This is a genomic window from Sporosarcina sp. Marseille-Q4943 (assembly GCF_943736995.1).
Taxonomy (GTDB): Bacteria; Bacillota; Bacilli; order Bacillales_A; family Planococcaceae; genus Sporosarcina.
In genome coordinates this window covers 1,347,985-1,364,846 of record NZ_OX031157.1, presented here as the reverse complement: position 1 = coordinate 1,364,846, position 16,862 = coordinate 1,347,985, and the positions used below count along the sequence as shown (strand labels likewise).

Annotated in this window: 19 protein-coding genes; 17 read left to right on the top strand and 2 right to left on the bottom strand. The window is 45.6% G+C overall.

Annotated features, from left to right (window positions below):
* The first annotated feature begins 7 nt into the window (after positions 1 to 7).
* The 6 genes from thiE (at position 8) to NIT04_RS15750 (ending at position 5,227) form a co-directional block, all read left to right on the top strand.
* A complete protein-coding gene (gene thiE, locus NIT04_RS15775; RefSeq protein ID WP_252505129.1) occupies positions 8 to 634 on the top strand; it encodes a thiamine phosphate synthase in 627 nt (208 codons plus the stop codon).
* Positions 631 to 1,125, top strand: coding sequence for an energy coupling factor transporter S component ThiW (gene thiW / locus NIT04_RS15770; RefSeq protein WP_252504487.1), 495 nt, complete (start codon positions 631 to 633; stop codon positions 1,123 to 1,125). The genes thiE and thiW overlap by 4 nt, the downstream gene beginning before the upstream one ends.
* 269 nt (positions 1,126 to 1,394) lie before the next feature.
* Entirely contained in the window at positions 1,395 to 1,610 is a 216-nt protein-coding gene (locus tag NIT04_RS15765) for a hypothetical protein (protein ID WP_252504486.1), read from the top strand.
* 444 nt (positions 1,611 to 2,054) lie between these two features.
* Positions 2,055 to 2,624, top strand: a complete 570-nt coding sequence (gene ahpC / locus NIT04_RS15760; protein ID WP_252504485.1) for an alkyl hydroperoxide reductase subunit C — start codon at positions 2,055 to 2,057, stop codon at positions 2,622 to 2,624.
* A 239-nt stretch (positions 2,625 to 2,863) separates the two neighbouring features.
* On the top strand, positions 2,864 to 4,393 hold the full coding sequence (gene ahpF, locus NIT04_RS15755) for an alkyl hydroperoxide reductase subunit F (protein WP_252504484.1): 1,530 nt from the start codon (positions 2,864 to 2,866) through the stop codon (positions 4,391 to 4,393).
* Positions 4,394 to 4,609: 216 nt separating this feature from the next.
* Complete coding sequence (locus tag NIT04_RS15750; protein WP_252504483.1) at positions 4,610 to 5,227, top strand: superoxide dismutase family protein; 618 nt, start codon at positions 4,610 to 4,612, stop codon at positions 5,225 to 5,227.
* 151 nt (positions 5,228 to 5,378) lie between these two features.
* On the opposite strand, the gene NIT04_RS15745 is transcribed toward NIT04_RS15750, so the two are convergent.
* Positions 5,379 to 5,951: a hypothetical protein gene (locus tag NIT04_RS15745; RefSeq protein ID WP_252504482.1), complete on the bottom strand. Its 573-nt coding sequence runs from the start codon at positions 5,949 to 5,951 to the stop codon at positions 5,379 to 5,381.
* Between the two features lie 369 nt (positions 5,952 to 6,320).
* Here NIT04_RS15745 and NIT04_RS15740 point away from each other — a divergent pair, with 369 nt between their 5' ends.
* From NIT04_RS15740 to rlmD, 8 genes are all read left to right on the top strand, one after another.
* Positions 6,321 to 6,851, top strand: a complete 531-nt coding sequence (locus tag NIT04_RS15740; protein ID WP_252504481.1) for a GNAT family N-acetyltransferase — start codon at positions 6,321 to 6,323, stop codon at positions 6,849 to 6,851.
* Positions 6,852 to 6,876: 25 nt separating this feature from the next.
* Entirely contained in the window at positions 6,877 to 7,365 is a 489-nt protein-coding gene (locus NIT04_RS15735; RefSeq protein ID WP_252504480.1) for a DinB family protein, read from the top strand.
* 193 nt (positions 7,366 to 7,558) lie between these two features.
* Positions 7,559 to 8,242, top strand: a complete 684-nt coding sequence (locus NIT04_RS15730) for a phospholipid phosphatase (protein ID WP_252504479.1) — start codon at positions 7,559 to 7,561, stop codon at positions 8,240 to 8,242.
* Between the two features lie 125 nt (positions 8,243 to 8,367).
* Positions 8,368 to 8,757 carry a hypothetical protein gene (locus NIT04_RS15725; RefSeq protein WP_252504478.1) on the top strand — a complete coding sequence of 130 codons (390 nt, stop codon included), beginning with the start codon at positions 8,368 to 8,370 and terminating at the stop codon, positions 8,755 to 8,757.
* 239 nt (positions 8,758 to 8,996) lie between these two features.
* Positions 8,997 to 9,461, top strand: coding sequence for a GNAT family N-acetyltransferase (locus NIT04_RS15720; RefSeq protein ID WP_252504477.1), 465 nt, complete (start codon positions 8,997 to 8,999; stop codon positions 9,459 to 9,461).
* A 19-nt stretch (positions 9,462 to 9,480) separates the two neighbouring features.
* Entirely contained in the window at positions 9,481 to 10,386 is a 906-nt protein-coding gene (locus tag NIT04_RS15715; RefSeq protein WP_252504476.1) for a M23 family metallopeptidase, read from the top strand.
* A 44-nt stretch (positions 10,387 to 10,430) separates the two neighbouring features.
* Complete coding sequence (locus NIT04_RS15710) at positions 10,431 to 11,039, top strand: FMN-binding negative transcriptional regulator (RefSeq protein ID WP_252504475.1); 609 nt, start codon at positions 10,431 to 10,433, stop codon at positions 11,037 to 11,039.
* Positions 11,040 to 11,217: 178 nt separating this feature from the next.
* A complete protein-coding gene (rlmD, locus tag NIT04_RS15705; RefSeq protein ID WP_371922590.1) occupies positions 11,218 to 12,582 on the top strand; it encodes a 23S rRNA (uracil(1939)-C(5))-methyltransferase RlmD in 1,365 nt (454 codons plus the stop codon).
* A 78-nt stretch (positions 12,583 to 12,660) separates the two neighbouring features.
* On the opposite strand, the gene NIT04_RS15700 is transcribed toward rlmD, so the two are convergent.
* The gene (locus tag NIT04_RS15700) at positions 12,661 to 13,425 is read right to left on the bottom strand and encodes a 2-keto-4-pentenoate hydratase (RefSeq protein WP_371922589.1); all 765 of its coding nucleotides are present in this window, start codon (positions 13,423 to 13,425) and stop codon (positions 12,661 to 12,663) included.
* A gap of 197 nt (positions 13,426 to 13,622) precedes the next feature.
* Between NIT04_RS15700 and NIT04_RS15695 the strand changes: the two genes are divergently transcribed.
* The 3 genes from NIT04_RS15695 to NIT04_RS15685 all read left to right on the top strand — a co-directional run bounded on the left by NIT04_RS15695 (position 13,623) and on the right by NIT04_RS15685 (position 16,862).
* A complete protein-coding gene (locus NIT04_RS15695; RefSeq protein ID WP_252504472.1) occupies positions 13,623 to 15,032 on the top strand; it encodes a SulP family inorganic anion transporter in 1,410 nt (469 codons plus the stop codon).
* Between the two features lie 18 nt (positions 15,033 to 15,050).
* Positions 15,051 to 15,464 carry a universal stress protein gene (locus NIT04_RS15690; RefSeq protein WP_252504471.1) on the top strand — a complete coding sequence of 138 codons (414 nt, stop codon included), beginning with the start codon at positions 15,051 to 15,053 and terminating at the stop codon, positions 15,462 to 15,464.
* A gap of 603 nt (positions 15,465 to 16,067) precedes the next feature.
* Complete coding sequence (locus tag NIT04_RS15685; protein ID WP_252504470.1) at positions 16,068 to 16,862, top strand: SDR family NAD(P)-dependent oxidoreductase; 795 nt, start codon at positions 16,068 to 16,070, stop codon at positions 16,860 to 16,862.

The following is a 16,862-nucleotide window of genomic DNA, read 5'->3' as shown; positions in this document are numbered from 1 at the left end:
TTTCATTATGGGATCGACAAATGCGGAGAAGCCACTGGCCGTCTTGGAAGAAGCGTTAAAAGGCGGGATCACTTGCTTCCAGCTGCGAGAAAAGGGGGCGCGTGCACTTGTCGGCAGGGAAAAGAAAGTATTTGCGGAGAGCTGCCAACGATTATGCGCGCAATATGGAGTTCCGTTCATTGTGAATGATGACGTCGACCTCGCTGTTGAGATTGACGCGGATGGCGTCCATGTCGGACAGGATGATGCTGAGGCGCGATTTGTCCGAAAAAGAATTGGAGCCGAAAAGATTCTAGGGGTTTCCGTCCATTCAATAGAAGAAACTGAAACGGCCCTAGCGACAGGTGCGGATTATGTCGGCATGGGACCCGTCTATCCGACGATATCGAAAGACGATGCAAAACCGGTTGCGGGGACGGCGATGATCGAGAAAGTGGCGAAGTTATATCCGAATTTGCCGATCGTCGGAATCGGAGGCATCACGGCGATGAATGCGGAGCCTGTCATCCGTGCAGGGGCAAGCGGAATATCTGTCATTTCAGCGATTGCCTCATCTACAAACCCTGAAATGGCGGCCCGGCAATTGAAGGAAGCCGCATTGCAATGGAGCCGCGGAAGGAGCGTGCTGCGATGAATACACGAAAACTTGTCCTCATGACCGTGTTCACTGCGATTGCGGTCGCCGGATCTGCATTCGTCTCCTTTCCTGCAGGCATTGCCCGCGCCTATCCAATCCAGCATGCCGTCAATGTCATCGCCGCAATCCTGCTCGGACCGATTCCTGCCGTCATCATTGCTTTCATGACCGGCTTAGTCCGTATATTGACAGGCACTGGATCGTTGCTTGCCTTTCCGGGAGGGATGATCGGCGCCGCGCTTGCCGGGCTGCTGTATAAACAGTCGGGAAGGGCATGGATGGCGGCAATCGGGGAAATCATCGGGACAGGGGTCATCGCATCCATATTCGCGGTTCCGTACGCAGCCGTCCTCATGGGAACGACCGTCACCGCCTTCTTCTTCATGCCGCCTTTCCTCGTCTCCAGCATAAGCGGGGCGGTCATAGGAATTGTCGTAGCAATCCGGCTACAGGCAATGCCAGCGGGCAGGAGAATCCAGAGTTATTAGAATTGTTTCGGTGCCTGTGCAACAAACAATTCAGATTATGCACTACAATTGCATAAAGTAAAAGGAGAAGCCGACCAAATCAAGACCTGGTCGGCTTCTATCTGTATTTATATTCCTTTTGTTGAATTGTCATAAATGTGTATTGCACAGGAACCGCAACGATTCTGAATGAAAAAACAATTCCCATATTATTACTGCGGAGAATTGGTGTTATTCTTTCGAGAGGGGGTATGTGGGTAATGTAGCGACTAAAAAAGGAGGAGAGTGTGTTGGAAGATATTGAGATAAAGGAAATGTTTAAAGGGCAGGTTCACGAACATTGCAAAATCAGTGTGAATGTGGACGGTTACGACTATAGCGCAATATATTTGGATGGTGAGCTTAACTGGTTTCGTCCGCATCCTAATCTTCACATGGGAGAGCATCAAGTGAAGGAGATCGAATCGAAAGCCTACGATAAGATTAAGCGGAACGAGGAGAAGTAGGGAACTGTAAACATCCATCTGAAAGGGAACAAGCTGAAGCGATGCCATATATCGGGCATTGCTTCTTTTATTAATTAAAGCCGCATCTTAGTTTGCGAGTTAATGCCACAAATATTAACTCTTCTTGAATTATTTTAATTAGTAAATACACGATAACATTCTCAAGTAATTGAGAATCGATGGATTGAATAAAAATCTTGCTTCTTTGTAATGAATACAGAATCGACACAGTTGAATAATCGCTAAAACAACTGATATGTAAGGTTTTGTGGGAGATAGAAGTGTATCTGTTGACAAACTTCGACATCTATATGATAATGAGTATGTAATTAGAATTATTATAGTTAAGCAGTGGAGATTACAGGATAATGTATACTGCAGTTTAGGTTTTGATGAAATAACCTAGACTAACTATGAAAAATCATCATTAGGAGGAATTTTTTTATGTCACTTATCGGAAAAGAAATACTACCATTCAAAGCACAAGCTTACAATGCCGGTTCAGGCGAGTTCATCGAGGTAACTGAAGAAAACCTAAAAGGTAAATGGAGCATCGTTTGCTTCTACCCAGCAGACTTCACGTTCGTTTGCCCAACTGAGCTTGGAGACCTTCAAGACCAATATGCAACTCTAAAAGAACTAGGCGCTGAAGTTTATTCCGTGTCTACGGACACTCACTTCACACATAAAGCTTGGCACGATCACTCTGAAACGATCAGCAAGCTTGAATATATTATGATCGGTGACCCTTCACAAGCAATCTCACGCAACTTCGATGTATTGGACGAGGAGTCCGGTCTAGCAGATCGCGGTACGTTCATCATCGATCCAGACGGCGTTGTTCAAACAGTCGAAATCAATGCTGGCGGAATCGGACGCGATGCAAGCACGCTTGTAGACAAAATCAAAGCTGCACAATACGTGCGCAACAACCCAGGCGAAGTTTGCCCTGCAAAATGGAAAGAGGGCGAAGAAACACTTAAGCCAAGCCTTGATCTTGTAGGTAAAATCTAATTTCGCGTTTAGCGGGATAACGGGGATGGCCCCCTTCCTTTTAGGATAGGGGCTCCCTTTATTTTTGAAAAGGTTTCGGCAGTTGTCTTAGATGTTGAAGTGAGGCCAATATGACACTGGTCATGCAATCGTTGAGACAGGACATCGCGCACTTAGATTGCGTTCCTTAATTCAATTCGACATCTAAGGCAATCATGCCGAGTTTCTATCGATAAAATACAAGTTGAGGAGTAGATTACATGATTTTGGACGCAGATATAAAACAACAATTAGCCCAATATCTTGAACTGATGGAGGGCGATGTTCTACTTAAAGTGAACGTCGGAGAAGATAAGGTATCACGTGAAATGGCTGCACTTGTGGATGAACTAGCTACAATGTCCTCACGCATCAAAGTGGAGCATGCTGAACTGGAAAGAACTCCGAGCTTCAGTGTGAATCGCATTGGTGAAGATACTGGGGTCGTTTTCGCGGGTATCCCGCTTGGACATGAGTTCACTTCGCTTGTCCTCGCTTTATTGCAAGTGAGCGGCAGAGCTCCTAAAGTGGATGAGAAAGTGATCGAGCAAGTGAAGAACATCAAAGACGAGCTTCACTTTGAATCATATATTAGCTTGAGCTGTCAAAACTGCCCGGAAGTTGTACAGGCACTTAACCTCATGAGCGTGTTGAACCCGAACATTACGCATACGATGATTGACGGCGCGGCGTTTAAAGAAGAAGTGGAAAGCAAAAATATTCTTGCCGTCCCGACGGTTTACTTGAATGGCGAACCGTTCACGAACGGCCGTAAGACAATCGAAGAAATCCTTGCTGAACTCGGAAGCGGTCCGGACGCATCGGAATTTGCCGATAAAGATCCGTTTGACGTCCTCGTTGTCGGTGGCGGTCCAGCGGGTGCGAGTGCGGCGATTTACGCGGCTCGTAAAGGGATTCGCACAGGAATTGTCGCTGAGCGTTTCGGCGGTCAGATATTGGATACGGCTGCAATTGAGAACTTCATTAGTGTAAATCGCACGGAAGGTCCGAAACTAGCTGCTAGCCTTGAAGAGCACGTGAAAGACTATAACATCGATGTAATGAATCTGGTGCGTGCGAAGCGTTTAGAGAAGAAAGACCTCATCGAGATCGAACTGGAAAACGGGGCTGTTCTGAAGAGTAAATCCGTCATCCTTTCAACAGGCGCGCGCTGGCGGAATATCGGCGTACCTGGTGAGGCGGAATTCAGGAATAAAGGAGTTGCGTACTGTCCGCACTGTGACGGTCCTTTATTCGAAGGAAAAGACGTTGCGGTCGTCGGCGGCGGAAACTCCGGTATCGAGGCGGCGATTGACCTTGCGGGTATTACGAATCATGTAACGGTACTTGAATTCAACTCGGAGTTGAAAGCCGATTCTGTACTACAAGAACGTCTACACAGCTTGCCGAATGTCACTGTCGTCACGAATGCTCAAACGAAAGAGATTACCGGTACGGATAAAGTGAACGGAATCACTTACGTTGATCGTGAATCAGGCGAAGAAAAGCATGTCGAGCTAGCCGGCGTATTTGTTCAAATCGGTCTTGTGCCAAACACGGATTGGCTCGGCGACACGGTTGAGCGCAATAAATTCGGCGAGATCCTTGTCGATAAGCGCGGCGCAACGAACGTTCCTGGTGTCTTTGCTGCAGGAGACTGCACGGACACCCCGTTCAAGCAGATCATCATTTCAATGGGATCTGGCGCGACAGCTTCGTTAGGTGCGTTTGATTATCTCGTTCGGAATTAATGGAAGAACGTTTATAAATAGAGAGGGGAACAGGTCTATACATTGGACCTGTTCCTTTTTTGTGTTGCTTTTTCCATAGGAATTCCTTCTCTCATTGTTGACAATACGTTCCAATTTAGATGAGTGGTAAGGGCTCTTTTGCGAGAATTCCGTTTAACTGATGAAAAATAGTGAATTGTATAGGTGTCAATACTTTACTAGAGGGAGTGTGTGGATATGAAAAAGTGGATTTGGATAACGATGATCCTTACCAGCGTTTTCGTTTTCGCAGCATGCGCCGATAAGAATGATCCGGCTCCGGCTGTCGAAACAGAAGGAACAGCAGAAGGTGAGATTAATGAGGAGACAACTACTACTGAACCGGATGAAGCAGAGAGTGATGAACTGCCATCCGTGAAAGTCCATTTGATGGATGGCAACGGAAAACCGGTTGGAACAGCGGAATTGACCGAGGAAGAGGACGCTTTACGCATCATGGTAGAAGCGGAAGGATTGCCTGAAGGTCCTCACGGATTTCATTTTCACGAAAAAGGGGTATGCGAAGCACCTGACTTTGAATCAGCAGGAGGGCATTTCAATCCGACAGGTGCAAGCCACGGACTTGACCACGAAGAAGGCCCGCATGCCGGCGACTTGCCGAATCTCGAAGTTGGTCCCGATGGCACTGTAAAGGAAGAGTTCTTCGTTGAAAACCTGACATTGACGCCAGGAGAGGAAAACTCCTTATTCCATGACGGCGGCACAGCCCTTGTCATCCACGCAGAAGCAGACGACGGAAAAACCCAACCATCCGGCAACTCCGGCGACCGCATCGCATGTGGAGTAGTGGAGTGAGGTTTTCAGAATCTTTTCGGTGCCTGTGCAGCAAACAATTCTGATTATGCACTACAATTGCATAAAATAAATGAAGAAGCCAACGAAATTAATCTTTCGTTGGCTTTTTTCTGTATTTATATAAGTTTTATTGAATTGTCATAAATGTGTGTTACACAGGCACCGCTTTGAGAATTGCTTTAATTTTACGGAGAAAGAATAGGCTCAGTTCCGTCCAGATCCAGCTGTAGAGCAGTGAGAAGTTGAGAATAAGGAGCAAGGAAATCAGATTGAATGAAGAGGAGACGGTTGGACCGAATACGGGAAAGCCGAGTGCGTACAAGGGGATGCAAATGCCGATACATAATAGCAGGCCATTTGTCAGGACAACTTCCAGCCGCTTGTTGAGTTTGTAAAGTGCCCATCCTAAGCCTAGTCCGAGTAATCCGGTTGTAAAAGGGAAAATGACTAATTCGGTCGGTTCAATTAAGAACAACAATAAAATCGTCACGATATAGGTGAAAATGCCGGAGCGCAAGCACATCAATGCGACGAGCATGATTGGGGCGGTGGCGAAGGGGCTGATGGCAAAGCCGACGGCGGGAAGCAAACCTCCTGCTGATTGCAATATGGCTGCAAGTGCTGCCATCAATGCCATGAATAGCAGTCTTTTCGTCGGAGGCCATCGATTGAGAATACGATGAATGTACTTTGGATGCGAAGGAAGTGAGGTCGTGAAAAGCATGGTATCTCTCCTTTGTAAGCAAGCCTTTCTCTAGTTTATTGGTGATGACTGCTTTCTGTGCGGGTAGTGGGTGATAGAGTATTAAGAATTGTTTGGGTGCCTGTGCAGGGAACTATTCTGATTATGCACTACAATTGTATAAAATAAATGATGAAGATTACCATATCAACGTTTGGTTGGCTGCTTTCTGTATTTATATTACTAATGTTGTATTGTCATAAATGTGTGGTGCACAGGCACCGATTAAAAGGTAACGATTAAATGGCATCAATTAATAATAGCAATTCTCAAAATTGTGTTAATATATATGGAAGCAATCTAGTAACTTTTTACAAGAGTTGTTATTTCATTCGAAAAGGAGCAACCATCATGACATTTCCCGAATTACAGACAGAACGGCTGCATCTTGTAGAGGTCAGTAAGGAGCATGCCCAGGGGGTCTTCGATAACTTTTCAAATCCTGCGGTCCTCCAATATTACGGAATGGACCCAATGACTGAACTGGCTCAGGCGGAAAAGCTGGTTGAGCATTTTAGGAATTCCTTTTTAGCGAGCCGCAGCATCAGATGGGCAATGGTCCGGAAAGAAGATAACCGTTTTGCAGGAACAATCGGCTTGAATAACCTTTCCAAAGGAATGAAACGGGCGGAAATCGGATTTGAGATCCACCCTGATTTTTGGCGAACCGGCATCACATCGGAGGCATTGAAGGCGGTATTGAACTATTCATTCAAAGAATTGGGCCTGCACCGAATGGGAGCCGTCACGTTTTTGGACAATGTAGCTTCCATCAATTTATTAAAAAAGCATGGGTTTGTCCAAGAGGGAATCCTGCGCAGCTATCTATTCCAAAATGGACAATCACATGATGCGCGGGTGTTTTCGGTTTTGAATAAATAAAGAGTTTTGATAAGGAGGCTGCCGTTTGAAAACATTGTTTGCGTACAATTGGCAAGTGCGAGAGGATTGGTATCGCTGGTGTGAAGAGGTGGAGAAGGCAGAGCTTCTTCGCACGCGGACTGGTGGAGTTGGCAGCATTTTAGAGACGCTCTTCCACATAATCGACGTGGAGTGGAGTTGGATCCGGGTGTTGGAAGGTAAGCCCGCTCCCCTAGAGAGCTTTGAAGACTTTAAAAGTCTGGCGAAAGTCCGGGAGCTAGATGCACGATTCAAGCCGGAAGTGGAGGCGTTTGTTCGAGATTGGAAGGAGAGCATGGAGCATAACTTGCTGCAAGATACGATGCCCGATGGCCGGATTGTGAAGGATGCGTGGGGCGAGGTCATGCGGCATGTGATTGCGCATGAAATTCATCATATCGGGCAGCTGTCGGTATGGGCGAGGGAAATCGGGAAGAAGCCAGTTTCCGCTAATGTGATAGGTCGAGGACTTATGCCACAGAAGGTTGATAATTGAATTGTGTCGGTGCCTGTGCGGAAAACTATTCAGACAATACACTACAATTGTATAAAATAAATGAAGAAGCCAACCATGTCAACATTTGTTTGGCTTCTAGATGTATTAATATGTCTTCTATTGAATTGTCATAAATGTGTGGTGCACAGGCACCAACTATTGGCACCAACTATCGATTAGAAAGGAGCGACGTATGGATCAGCTAATTTATATGCTATTTACCTTCGCTTATATGGCGTTACTCATTTGGGGATTAAAAGGCATTCATACACAAGAGTTTAGCAAGTGGACGAGTGTAGTCTACTTAGTCATCATAGCCCTCATCTATGATAACGGTATTTTAGCCATCGGTCATTGGATTGGAGAAGGTGCGGTTTTAGAAAACTTAAATGTGATTAGGTATTGGATGCATGCCATTATTACCCCATTGTTAGTGATTTTCTCTATTGGAACGTTGCGCGAAAGCGGCGTTTCTTGGGCAAAGAAAACATGGGTTACCACTCTTTCCATCCTTTACACCATTGTCGCAATCCTAATAGAAATTGTAACTGTCACTGCAGACCTTCATTTGCAAGTTGAGAAGGAATATGGGGTTGTCAGTTATACATTTGCAGAACCACCAAGTGGACCGCCGATTATGATTCTCTTCATTACCTTGGCTATGCTCCTTGCCGGTGGGGTGTTACGGAAGAAGACAGGATGGGCAGTGTTTTTCATCGGCGTGGTGATTATGACAATCGGCAGTGCTATCCCGTTTGACGTTGCAAGCAATGCCATTACCAACTTGTTTGAACTGATCTTGTTGACAGCTTTAGTTTGGACAAAACGGAAGCTTATTCAGAAAGAGCTGTATGTGAAAATAGTGAAGCCTCATTGAATCAGTGTGAGAGGGGAAATGTAGTTACGCCGATTTCACCTTCATTTTCCGGACTCGCTTTTCGTAGGATAAAAGGGAACGACAGAGTGATGAAATCAATTGAAAAGAGAAGGGAGGTGTGCAAGTTGGCGGAAAAATTGAAGCACATAAGCAGGCTGTTGTTAGGTATCATTTTTCTAGTAGCAGGAATAAACGGCTACTTTGTCATCTTCGGCTTGGAGCCGTTCATCGCAACAAGTCCTGAAGCAATGGCCTTATTCGAATTCAAATATCTATTAATCGTGGAAAAATCATTAGAAATCATATGTGGAACCTTGCTTCTAACGAATCAATTCGTCCCATTGGCCATTGCAATATTAGCTCCGATTGTCGTCAATATCTTCTTACTCCATCTGTTCCTCGATCATTCATTACTTCTTCTAGCTGTCCTCCTTGTTCTTGCCTTAGGATATTTATTGTTCTCATACAGAAAAAACTTTATAGGAATATTTGAAAGGAAACCGAAACCTTCATAGTAGTTTTCAGAATATTTCCGGTGCCTGTGCAGTACACAATTCAGACAATACACTACAATTGCATAAAATAAATGATAAAACCACCCAAATTAATGTTTGTCTGACTTCATGATGAATATTTAATACGTTTAATGAATTGTCATAAATGTGTGCTGCACAGGCACCAGTTTCAAGACACAGCCTATAAGAAATGGATGCGTAAGACTTGGAAGAGCATTAATCAGAAGGAGGCCATCCAATTGACAAATGAAGTAGTATTTCGATTAGCGACAGAACATGATTTGGAAAGCATCGTGGAAATGTTGGCGGATGACGAGCTGGGGACGACTCGGGAACAATTTGTACTGCCGTTGCCTGAAACGTATTTGAAAGCGTTTCGAGCGATTGACGCAGACCCGAACAATGAACTCGTCGTTGCATGTCTTGGCAATGAAGTCGTAGGCGTTCAACAAATCACATTCACTCCCTACTTGACCCACCAAGGTGGATGGCGGGCAACAATCGAGGGAGTTAGGACATCTTCAAGCGTACGAGGGAAAGGAATCGGAACGGAGTTGATCAGATGGGCAATTCGACGGGCCAAAGAACGTGACTGCCACCTCGTTCAGCTAACGACCGATAAAAAACGGGGAGACGCCTTGCGCTTTTATGAGCGTTTAGGATTTACAGTTTCACATGAAGGGTTGAAAATGAAATTTAGATGAAAACAAGGGGGGGAACTAGATGTACGGAATCATTATGTCACTCGCCATTCTCATCGCACTGCCGGCATTTTTCATTGCGACGCTGTGGAAAGCTGCTTTTAAGAGCAGATTGGAATGGCTGTTGGATGCGTTAACGTCGATTATCTTTCTAATTTGGTTGTTCCAGTCCGGCCATTGGAATTTGATTGGCTACTTTTTCCGTTATGTTTGGATTGGCCTGCTCATTATCGCACTCGTCATCTCTTGGAGAAAAACACGCGCCTTGCCGTTCCGAATAACATACACAGAGAAACAGAAAATGACGATGGGTGTCCACGTTGTACTTCTCCTCGTATTCGGCGCCTATAACGCATTCGTATTCACAAGTTACTCGGTCAAAGAAGAATCGATCGAGCTGGCATTTCCGCTCAAACAGGGCACGTATTATGTCGGTCATGGCGGAAATAACGTGCTAATGAATTATCACAACAAATATGAGGACCAGAAATATTCACTAGACATCTTGAAGTTAACGAAACTCGGAACCCGCGCAAACGGGCTCTACCCGAAAGACCTGCCGAAATACGCAATTTATGGCGATGAACTATACAGCCCGTGCAACGGAAAAGTTGTCGAAACGAGGAACCACCTGCCGGACTTGGCACCACCCGAATCAGATTCAGAACATCCGGAAGGGAACTTCGTCGCCCTTGTCTGCGAACAGCACGAAGCTACGCTATTCCTAGCACATATGCAAGAAGGCAGTGTTGTTGTGGCGGAAGGGGATGAAGTGAAGACGGGGCAGTTGCTTGGAAAGGTCGGCAACTCCGGAAATACAACCGAGCCCCATTTGCATATCCATGCCGAGCTGGATGGGGTAGGGGTGCCTCTGACATTTAAGGATAGATTTCTAGTGCGAAATAGTATAATTAAGTCGGGAAAGTGAGCGTTTCCCATATACAGCAGATCCTATAAGAAAGGGAGAATCAGATGTATATCCCAAAATACTTCAAAGTCACAGATGTGAATGAAATCTTGAACTTCGTACAAGAGAATTCATTCGGCACAATCGTCACGACAAAAAAGGGGAGACCGATTGCAACGCATTTGCCTTTCGGGTTCACGAAACATGAAGAGGATTTCTATATTACCGGGCATATGGCGTATGGCAATCCGCAATGGCGTACATTCGAAGAGACTGATGATGTTCTCATCATGTTTCAGGGGCCGCATGCCTATATTTCATCTTCCTGGTACTCTCAAGAAAATGTGCCGACGTGGAATTATCAGGCGGTCCATATGTATGGCAAGGTAAGCATTCAAACAACGGATGAATTAATGGAAGACTTAACAAAAATGCTTGAGAAATACGAGGGACATCGCGAAAATCCGGTGCTATGGGAGACGCTTTCCCCGAAGCTTCTTGAAAGTGAACTGAAAGGCATCGTCGGATTTAAAATAAAGGTAGAGGAGATTCAGGCTGCCTACAAATTAAGCCAGAATCGCAACGAAACGGATTATCACAACATCATTGAGCAATTGCAAAAGGAAGGAAATCCGCAGTCACAACAGGTGGCGGAACGGATGAAAAAGAGGTGAACTCTGGCGCAGATAGAAAGACCATCACATGGAAATGAACATTCATTTTCATTCCGCTCCATTTCCGTTATAATAGTACAGTTGAAGACAATTGCAAGCCGTTTATAAAGCGGCCGTTTAATAGATAAGGAAATTTTGAAAGGGGAATCATCGATTGACCGTTACAATAGAAGAAAAAATGGTTGCGGAAATCGACCACTTGGACAGAAAAGGAAATGGACAAGCGGTCATTTGGCGTGAGAATGAACTGGGCAACTTGAGAAAGTTGAAGCTCATCATCCCGCAGACGTTGCCGGGTGAGACTGTACAAGTTACTGTGGATGATCCGACTATGAGATGGAGGAAGGTATTGCCTGAAAAGATTTTGGTCGAAAATCCGGATCGCATGGAGGCGCCTTGCCCGCATTTCGAGCTTTGTGGCGGCTGTGTGTGGCAGCATTGGAGTTACGAAGGCCAACTGAAGCATAAGACGGAACATGTGAAGAAGGCGTTGGAAAGCGTCGGAATGAATCCGGAACTCGTCCAGGAAACGATTGGCATGGACGAACCTTGGCATTACCGCAATAAAATGGAGTTCACCTTCTCTCCTGAAGGGGACCTCGGTCTGCATGAGCAAGGGAATTTCCGTAACATCATCCCGCTTGAAACATGCCTGATCGCCGGCCGGAATATGGTCGATGCGACGATGGAAGTGAGCGAATGGGTGAAGGAGTTCGGTCTTCCCGGCTACAATAAAGATACGAAGGAAGGGCTTCTCCGTCACTTAATGGTTCGGGAGTCTTTTGAAACCGGCGAACTCATGCTTGCATTGTTTGCGACAGAACAGCCTGCCGGTGAATTGGCAGCGGCTGCGGAGAATTTGATTGACCGGATCACGAACAACTATCCGAACGTGAAAAGCCTCATGTGGCTCGTGAATACGGATATTGCGGACCGCACGCAATCCGAGGAGACATTCGTATTGGCGGGACGCGACTTCATTTACGATGAATTGGGCGGATACCGCTACCGCCTTTGGTTCGATACGTTCTTCCAGACGAATCCTGTCCAAGCGCAGAAGCTTGTCGATCTTGCGCTGGAGATGGGCAAGCCGCAGGAAGACGAAAAAGCGATCGACCTGTTTTGTGGCGTTGGAACGTTTTCATTGCCATTTGCCGCACGTGTGAAGGAATTGGCCGGCATTGAAATCGTCGAGACATCGATTGAATCCGCAAAACGGAATGCGGTTGACAATAATCTGCATAACACGACGTTCCTTGCTCGCGATGCTCGTAAAGGAATTGACGAAATTCATGAAAGCTGGGGCTTGGCGGATCTATTATTGGTCGACCCGCCACGATGCGGTGCTGGCGGCAAAGTGATGCGCCGAATCGGCCGCGCCCAACCGAAACGGATCGTCTACGTATCGTGCAACCCGGACACATTCGCAACGGATACAGCGGAATTACTGCAATTCGGCTACACACTCAAAAGCGTGCAGCCGGTCGACCTCTTCCCGCACACTGTGCATGTGGAACTCGTCGCGTTGTTGACGTTGGATTGAAAATCGATACAAATAGCAATAAGTAATCAATTCATAAAGAACCCAAACCAACCACGGTCTGGGTTCTTTCCTATTTATTCACACAAACGTAACTTCAACTTCCCCAATATGTGAGTACGAAACTTTATAAGTTCCTTCCTTAGCAACGAGCGGCGAAATAAATGTACCTGAAGAGATGACCATGCCTTTCCGCAACACTTTATTTTTCTTTGCTAGTTTCTCAGAAAGCCAAGCGACAGATGATACGGGATTGCCGAGCACAGCGGAAGAAATGCCTTCACTGATCTTTTCACCGTTATGAAAAAGCTCCATTTCAACATGCTCAAATTGATTGAATGTCAACGGCTCGATCGGGTCGGCTAAGACGACAAGTCCAGTTGCGGTATTGTCGCATAGTAAGTCCGCCAATGAGAAGTTCGGGAACCAGTCAATATAACGGGCATCCGGAATTTCGATGCCTGCACAAACCTTACTTTTCTGGATAATTTCCTCTTCACTTGCATTCGGTGACAAGTCCTCTTGCAAAATAAACACGATTTCCGGTTCGATTAAAGGGTCAAATAAGGAAGATAGCGCAATCGTATCTCCGCTCTGTTGAATATGTGTTGAAAGCAACGTTCCGTATGCAGGCTCATCCGTGTTGGCAATTGCTTGTGTTTCGGCGCTCGTCATGCTGACCTTATAGCCAGCAATTTCAGCGTTATGTATCGTCTTTTGTTTCGCAATGAGTTGTTCCTGCACGGAATACGCAGCCTCTTCGTCCAACTGATAGTCGTGACGAATAAATTCAATAGGCTGTTTTGTTTCATGGGCGCTGCTAATTTTGTCCACAATTTCATCCATTTTAATCATCGGAAAAACACCCCATTTAGAATTATGTAAAAACTAATGTACTATATTTTTAGATTTTAGTAAAGATGTCGACAATTTAGTTTGAAGGGAAACGAGAAGTGCGATTGTGTTGATTGCAGGCATCTTAACCGTCCAGTCTGTTATAATTAGAACGATTTTACCTGACATTTTATTGAGGAGAACAACATATGCATACATTGAAACAACAATGGTTCGGGAATATCCGGGCCGATATTTTAGCAGGAATCGTCGTAGGACTGGCACTCATTCCGGAAGCGCTCGCGTTCGCGTTCATCGTAGGAGTGGATCCGCGTGTCGCGCTCTACGCTTCATTTACGATTGCGGTCATCACTTCGTTCGTCGGCGGCCGTCCAGGTTTGATTTCGGCTGCAACCGGCGCGATGGCGTTAGTGCTTGTCAACTTGATGGCGGATCATGGCTTGCAGTACGTGTTGGCAGCCACTGTATTAACAGGGATCATTCAATTGATTCTCGGGGGACTCGGGGTTGCGAATTTAATGCGCTTCATCCCGAACTCCGTCATGCTCGGGTTTGTGAATGCGCTAGGCATTATGATTTTCATCACTCAGCTGCCCTATTTGCGGGGACATGATGCGATGACTTTTGTTTTTGCAATCGCGACATTAGTTGTAGTGTACGCGGTTCCGCGTTTCTTCACGGCTATCCCCGCGCCACTCATTGCGATAGTTGTCATGACGGGCATTGCACTTATTAGCGGCGTATCGATGCAAACGATCGGTGATCTAGGAAGGATGCCAAGTTCACTGCCGACGTTTTTCCTTCCGGATATTCCGCTTAACTTGGAAACGATGAAAATCATTTTCCCGTATTCATTAGCATTATCCATAGTCGGTTTACTCGAATCACTGCTCACTTCCCAAGTGCTGGATGATATGACGGATACGCCGAGCGATAAAAATCGGGAGGCACGCGGACAAGGGATCGCGAACTTCTTTACAGGATTTTTCGGCGGGATGGCAGGATGTGCGTTAATTGGCCAATCGATGATCAATATCAAATCGGGTGGTCGCGGGCGTCTATCTACATTTACGGCAGGTGTCTTCCTCATGTTTTTAATCATTGTGTTAGGAGACGTCGTCGTCAAAATTCCGATGCCTGTCCTTGCTGGCGTCATGATCATGGTCGCCGCGACAACTTTCAATTGGGGCTCGTTCAAGTTCCTGAAGCAAGCGCCGAAAACGGAATCGCTCGTCATGCTCATCACCGTCGCGATTATCTTATATACACATAATCTGGCGATCGGCGTCGTCATCGGTGTCATCTTAAGTTCGCTATTCTTCGTCGCTAAAATATCTCGTGTAACTGTGACGAACGAAGAGGGCATATACAAAGTAAAAGGGCCGTTGTTTTTCGCATCCACAACGAAATTCATCCAAGCATTTCGTGACGTGCAGGAAAAGGACATCATTATCGACTTTGAAAATAGCCAGCTTTGGGACGAATCTTCTGTCGGAGCTGTCGCCAAAGTGAAGCAGAAGCTCGAAGAAGAAGGGAAGTCGGTGACAATCCGAGGTTTCAACTCTTCAAGTGAACAACTATATGAAAAATTATTATGAGGGAAAGGGAGGAACGACATGAAAATAGGTGTAGCAATCGACGGGTCGGAAAACGCGCTGCGTGCTGCAAAACATGCCATAACGCTCGCACAACATTTACCGGAAGCGCAATTGGAGTTCATCTATGTCGCGGATTACAATAAAGCAAAAGATGAACGGCTCTTATCGCAAAACGAAGAAAGCCTCCTGCTGAAACGAAAGCATAAAGTTGATCCTGTTCTGGAGTTGGCGCATACGGCTGGCGTGAAAGCGAACATGACGATGCTCAAAGGGGACCCGAGCCTAGAAATCATCAAATACGTCAATGCCAAAGCAATCGACCAACTCGTCATCGGCAGCAGAGGCCTCAATGCATTCCAAGAAATGATCCTCGGCAGCGTCAGCCATAAAGTAATGAAACACGTAAACTGCCCAGTGACAGTCGTGAAATAGGGCGCCCGCCCATTTTGGTGCCTGTGCAGCACACTATTCGGACTATACGTTGCAATTGAATAATTTATTTGAAGAAGCCATCTATATCAACAACCAGGTGGTTTCTTTTTGTATGAATATACTTTTTATCGAATAGTCATAAATGTGTGTTGCACAGGCACCCGATCAATTCTGACAATACACTACAATTGCATAAGATAAATGAAGAAGCCAACTGAATCAATATTCGGGAGGCTTCTTTTTGTGTTTTTATGAATTTTAATGAATTGTCATAAATGTGTGGTGCACAGGCACCTGATTAAGGCTTGTTATAAGACACTTCTGGCCGGTGTCTGTGTGTTATATGTAAGTCTCTTAGTTTGTCAATAGATAAAGTTTGGTTTTTGTGGTTTTTGCAAAGTTGTTGTCACAAATTAGTCTTTTTTAGTTGCTTTTTTTCTGATAGTTTACTACTATTTAGTTGAACAATAATTAGTCATCTAACTATTAGGTTGCATAAATGAATTCCGCACACGGATAAGGTGAGTTCATTTCTTCTGTTCGAATGTTGTAACGGTTATTTGTTTTCAGCTTCAGATTACTAGCTAGAAAGGAATGACAATGATGGGCAGAGTAGAAAGAAAGATTGCGTTAGTGACGGGCGCCGCTTCAGGGATCGGCTTGTCTTCAGCGCAACTATTAGCGAAAGAAGGCGCAAAAGTCGTTTTGGCGGATTTCAATGAAGAAGGCGCAAAAAACGCAGCTGAAGAGATTCGCGCACAAGGCGGGGAAGCGATCGGCATCTTTGTAGATGCAGGTGATGGCGAATCAATCAAACATGCGGTTGAGCGTACGGTCAATCACTATGGGAAAATCGACATCCTCTTCAATAACGTCGGCTTGACGAATATCCGTAAAGACTTGGACATCGTCAATATCGATTTGGACGAATGGGATCGACTGATGAATGTCAACTTGAAAAGTGTCCTGTTAGGTTGCAAGTATGCCATACCACATATGATTGAAAACGGCGGTGGATCGATTATTAACACCGCTTCAATGGCGGGCTTTTTCAGTGATGCAATTCGCGTTGCGTACGGCGCGTCGAAAGCCGGCGTCATTAATATGACAAAATATGCAGCGACACAATATGGGAAACATAACATCCGTTGTAATGCAGTAGCTCCCGGATTGATTTTGACACCAGCAGCGAAAAACAATATGTCTGAGGAATTATTGAATGTTTTTGCGAAGTACAATGCATTACCTTATCACGGAGAAGCGGATGATATCGGCAATACTGTCCTCTTCTTAGCTTCTGATGAATCGAAGTTCATTACCGGGCAGACGATTCAAGTGGAAGGTGGCCATTACCTCGGGAATCCGACGGCTCCGGACTTCAAGGAAATGTTTCAGTAA

What these genes read in the sequence shown, in the direction of transcription:
- thiE (WP_252505129.1), top strand. Translation starts at nt 8, where the DNA reads ATGGGATCGACAAATGCGGAGAAGCCACTGGCCGTCTTGGAAGAAGCG.
- thiW (WP_252504487.1), top strand. Translation starts at nt 631, where the DNA reads ATGAATACACGAAAACTTGTCCTCATGACCGTGTTCACTGCGATTGCG.
- ahpC (WP_252504485.1), top strand. Translation starts at nt 2,055, where the DNA reads ATGTCACTTATCGGAAAAGAAATACTACCATTCAAAGCACAAGCTTAC.
- ahpF (WP_252504484.1), top strand. Translation starts at nt 2,864, where the DNA reads ATGATTTTGGACGCAGATATAAAACAACAATTAGCCCAATATCTTGAA.
- NIT04_RS15750 (WP_252504483.1), top strand. Translation starts at nt 4,610, where the DNA reads ATGAAAAAGTGGATTTGGATAACGATGATCCTTACCAGCGTTTTCGTT.
- NIT04_RS15745 (WP_252504482.1), bottom strand. Translation starts at nt 5,951, where the DNA reads ATGCTTTTCACGACCTCACTTCCTTCGCATCCAAAGTACATTCATCGT.
- NIT04_RS15740 (WP_252504481.1), top strand. Translation starts at nt 6,321, where the DNA reads ATGACATTTCCCGAATTACAGACAGAACGGCTGCATCTTGTAGAGGTC.
- NIT04_RS15730 (WP_252504479.1), top strand. Translation starts at nt 7,559, where the DNA reads ATGGATCAGCTAATTTATATGCTATTTACCTTCGCTTATATGGCGTTA.
- NIT04_RS15715 (WP_252504476.1), top strand. Translation starts at nt 9,481, where the DNA reads ATGTACGGAATCATTATGTCACTCGCCATTCTCATCGCACTGCCGGCA.
- NIT04_RS15710 (WP_252504475.1), top strand. Translation starts at nt 10,431, where the DNA reads ATGTATATCCCAAAATACTTCAAAGTCACAGATGTGAATGAAATCTTG.
- rlmD (WP_371922590.1), top strand. Translation starts at nt 11,218, where the DNA reads ATGGTTGCGGAAATCGACCACTTGGACAGAAAAGGAAATGGACAAGCG.
- NIT04_RS15700 (WP_371922589.1), bottom strand. Translation starts at nt 13,425, where the DNA reads ATGGATGAAATTGTGGACAAAATTAGCAGCGCCCATGAAACAAAACAG.
- NIT04_RS15695 (WP_252504472.1), top strand. Translation starts at nt 13,623, where the DNA reads ATGCATACATTGAAACAACAATGGTTCGGGAATATCCGGGCCGATATT.
- NIT04_RS15690 (WP_252504471.1), top strand. Translation starts at nt 15,051, where the DNA reads ATGAAAATAGGTGTAGCAATCGACGGGTCGGAAAACGCGCTGCGTGCT.
- NIT04_RS15685 (WP_252504470.1), top strand. Translation starts at nt 16,068, where the DNA reads ATGGGCAGAGTAGAAAGAAAGATTGCGTTAGTGACGGGCGCCGCTTCA.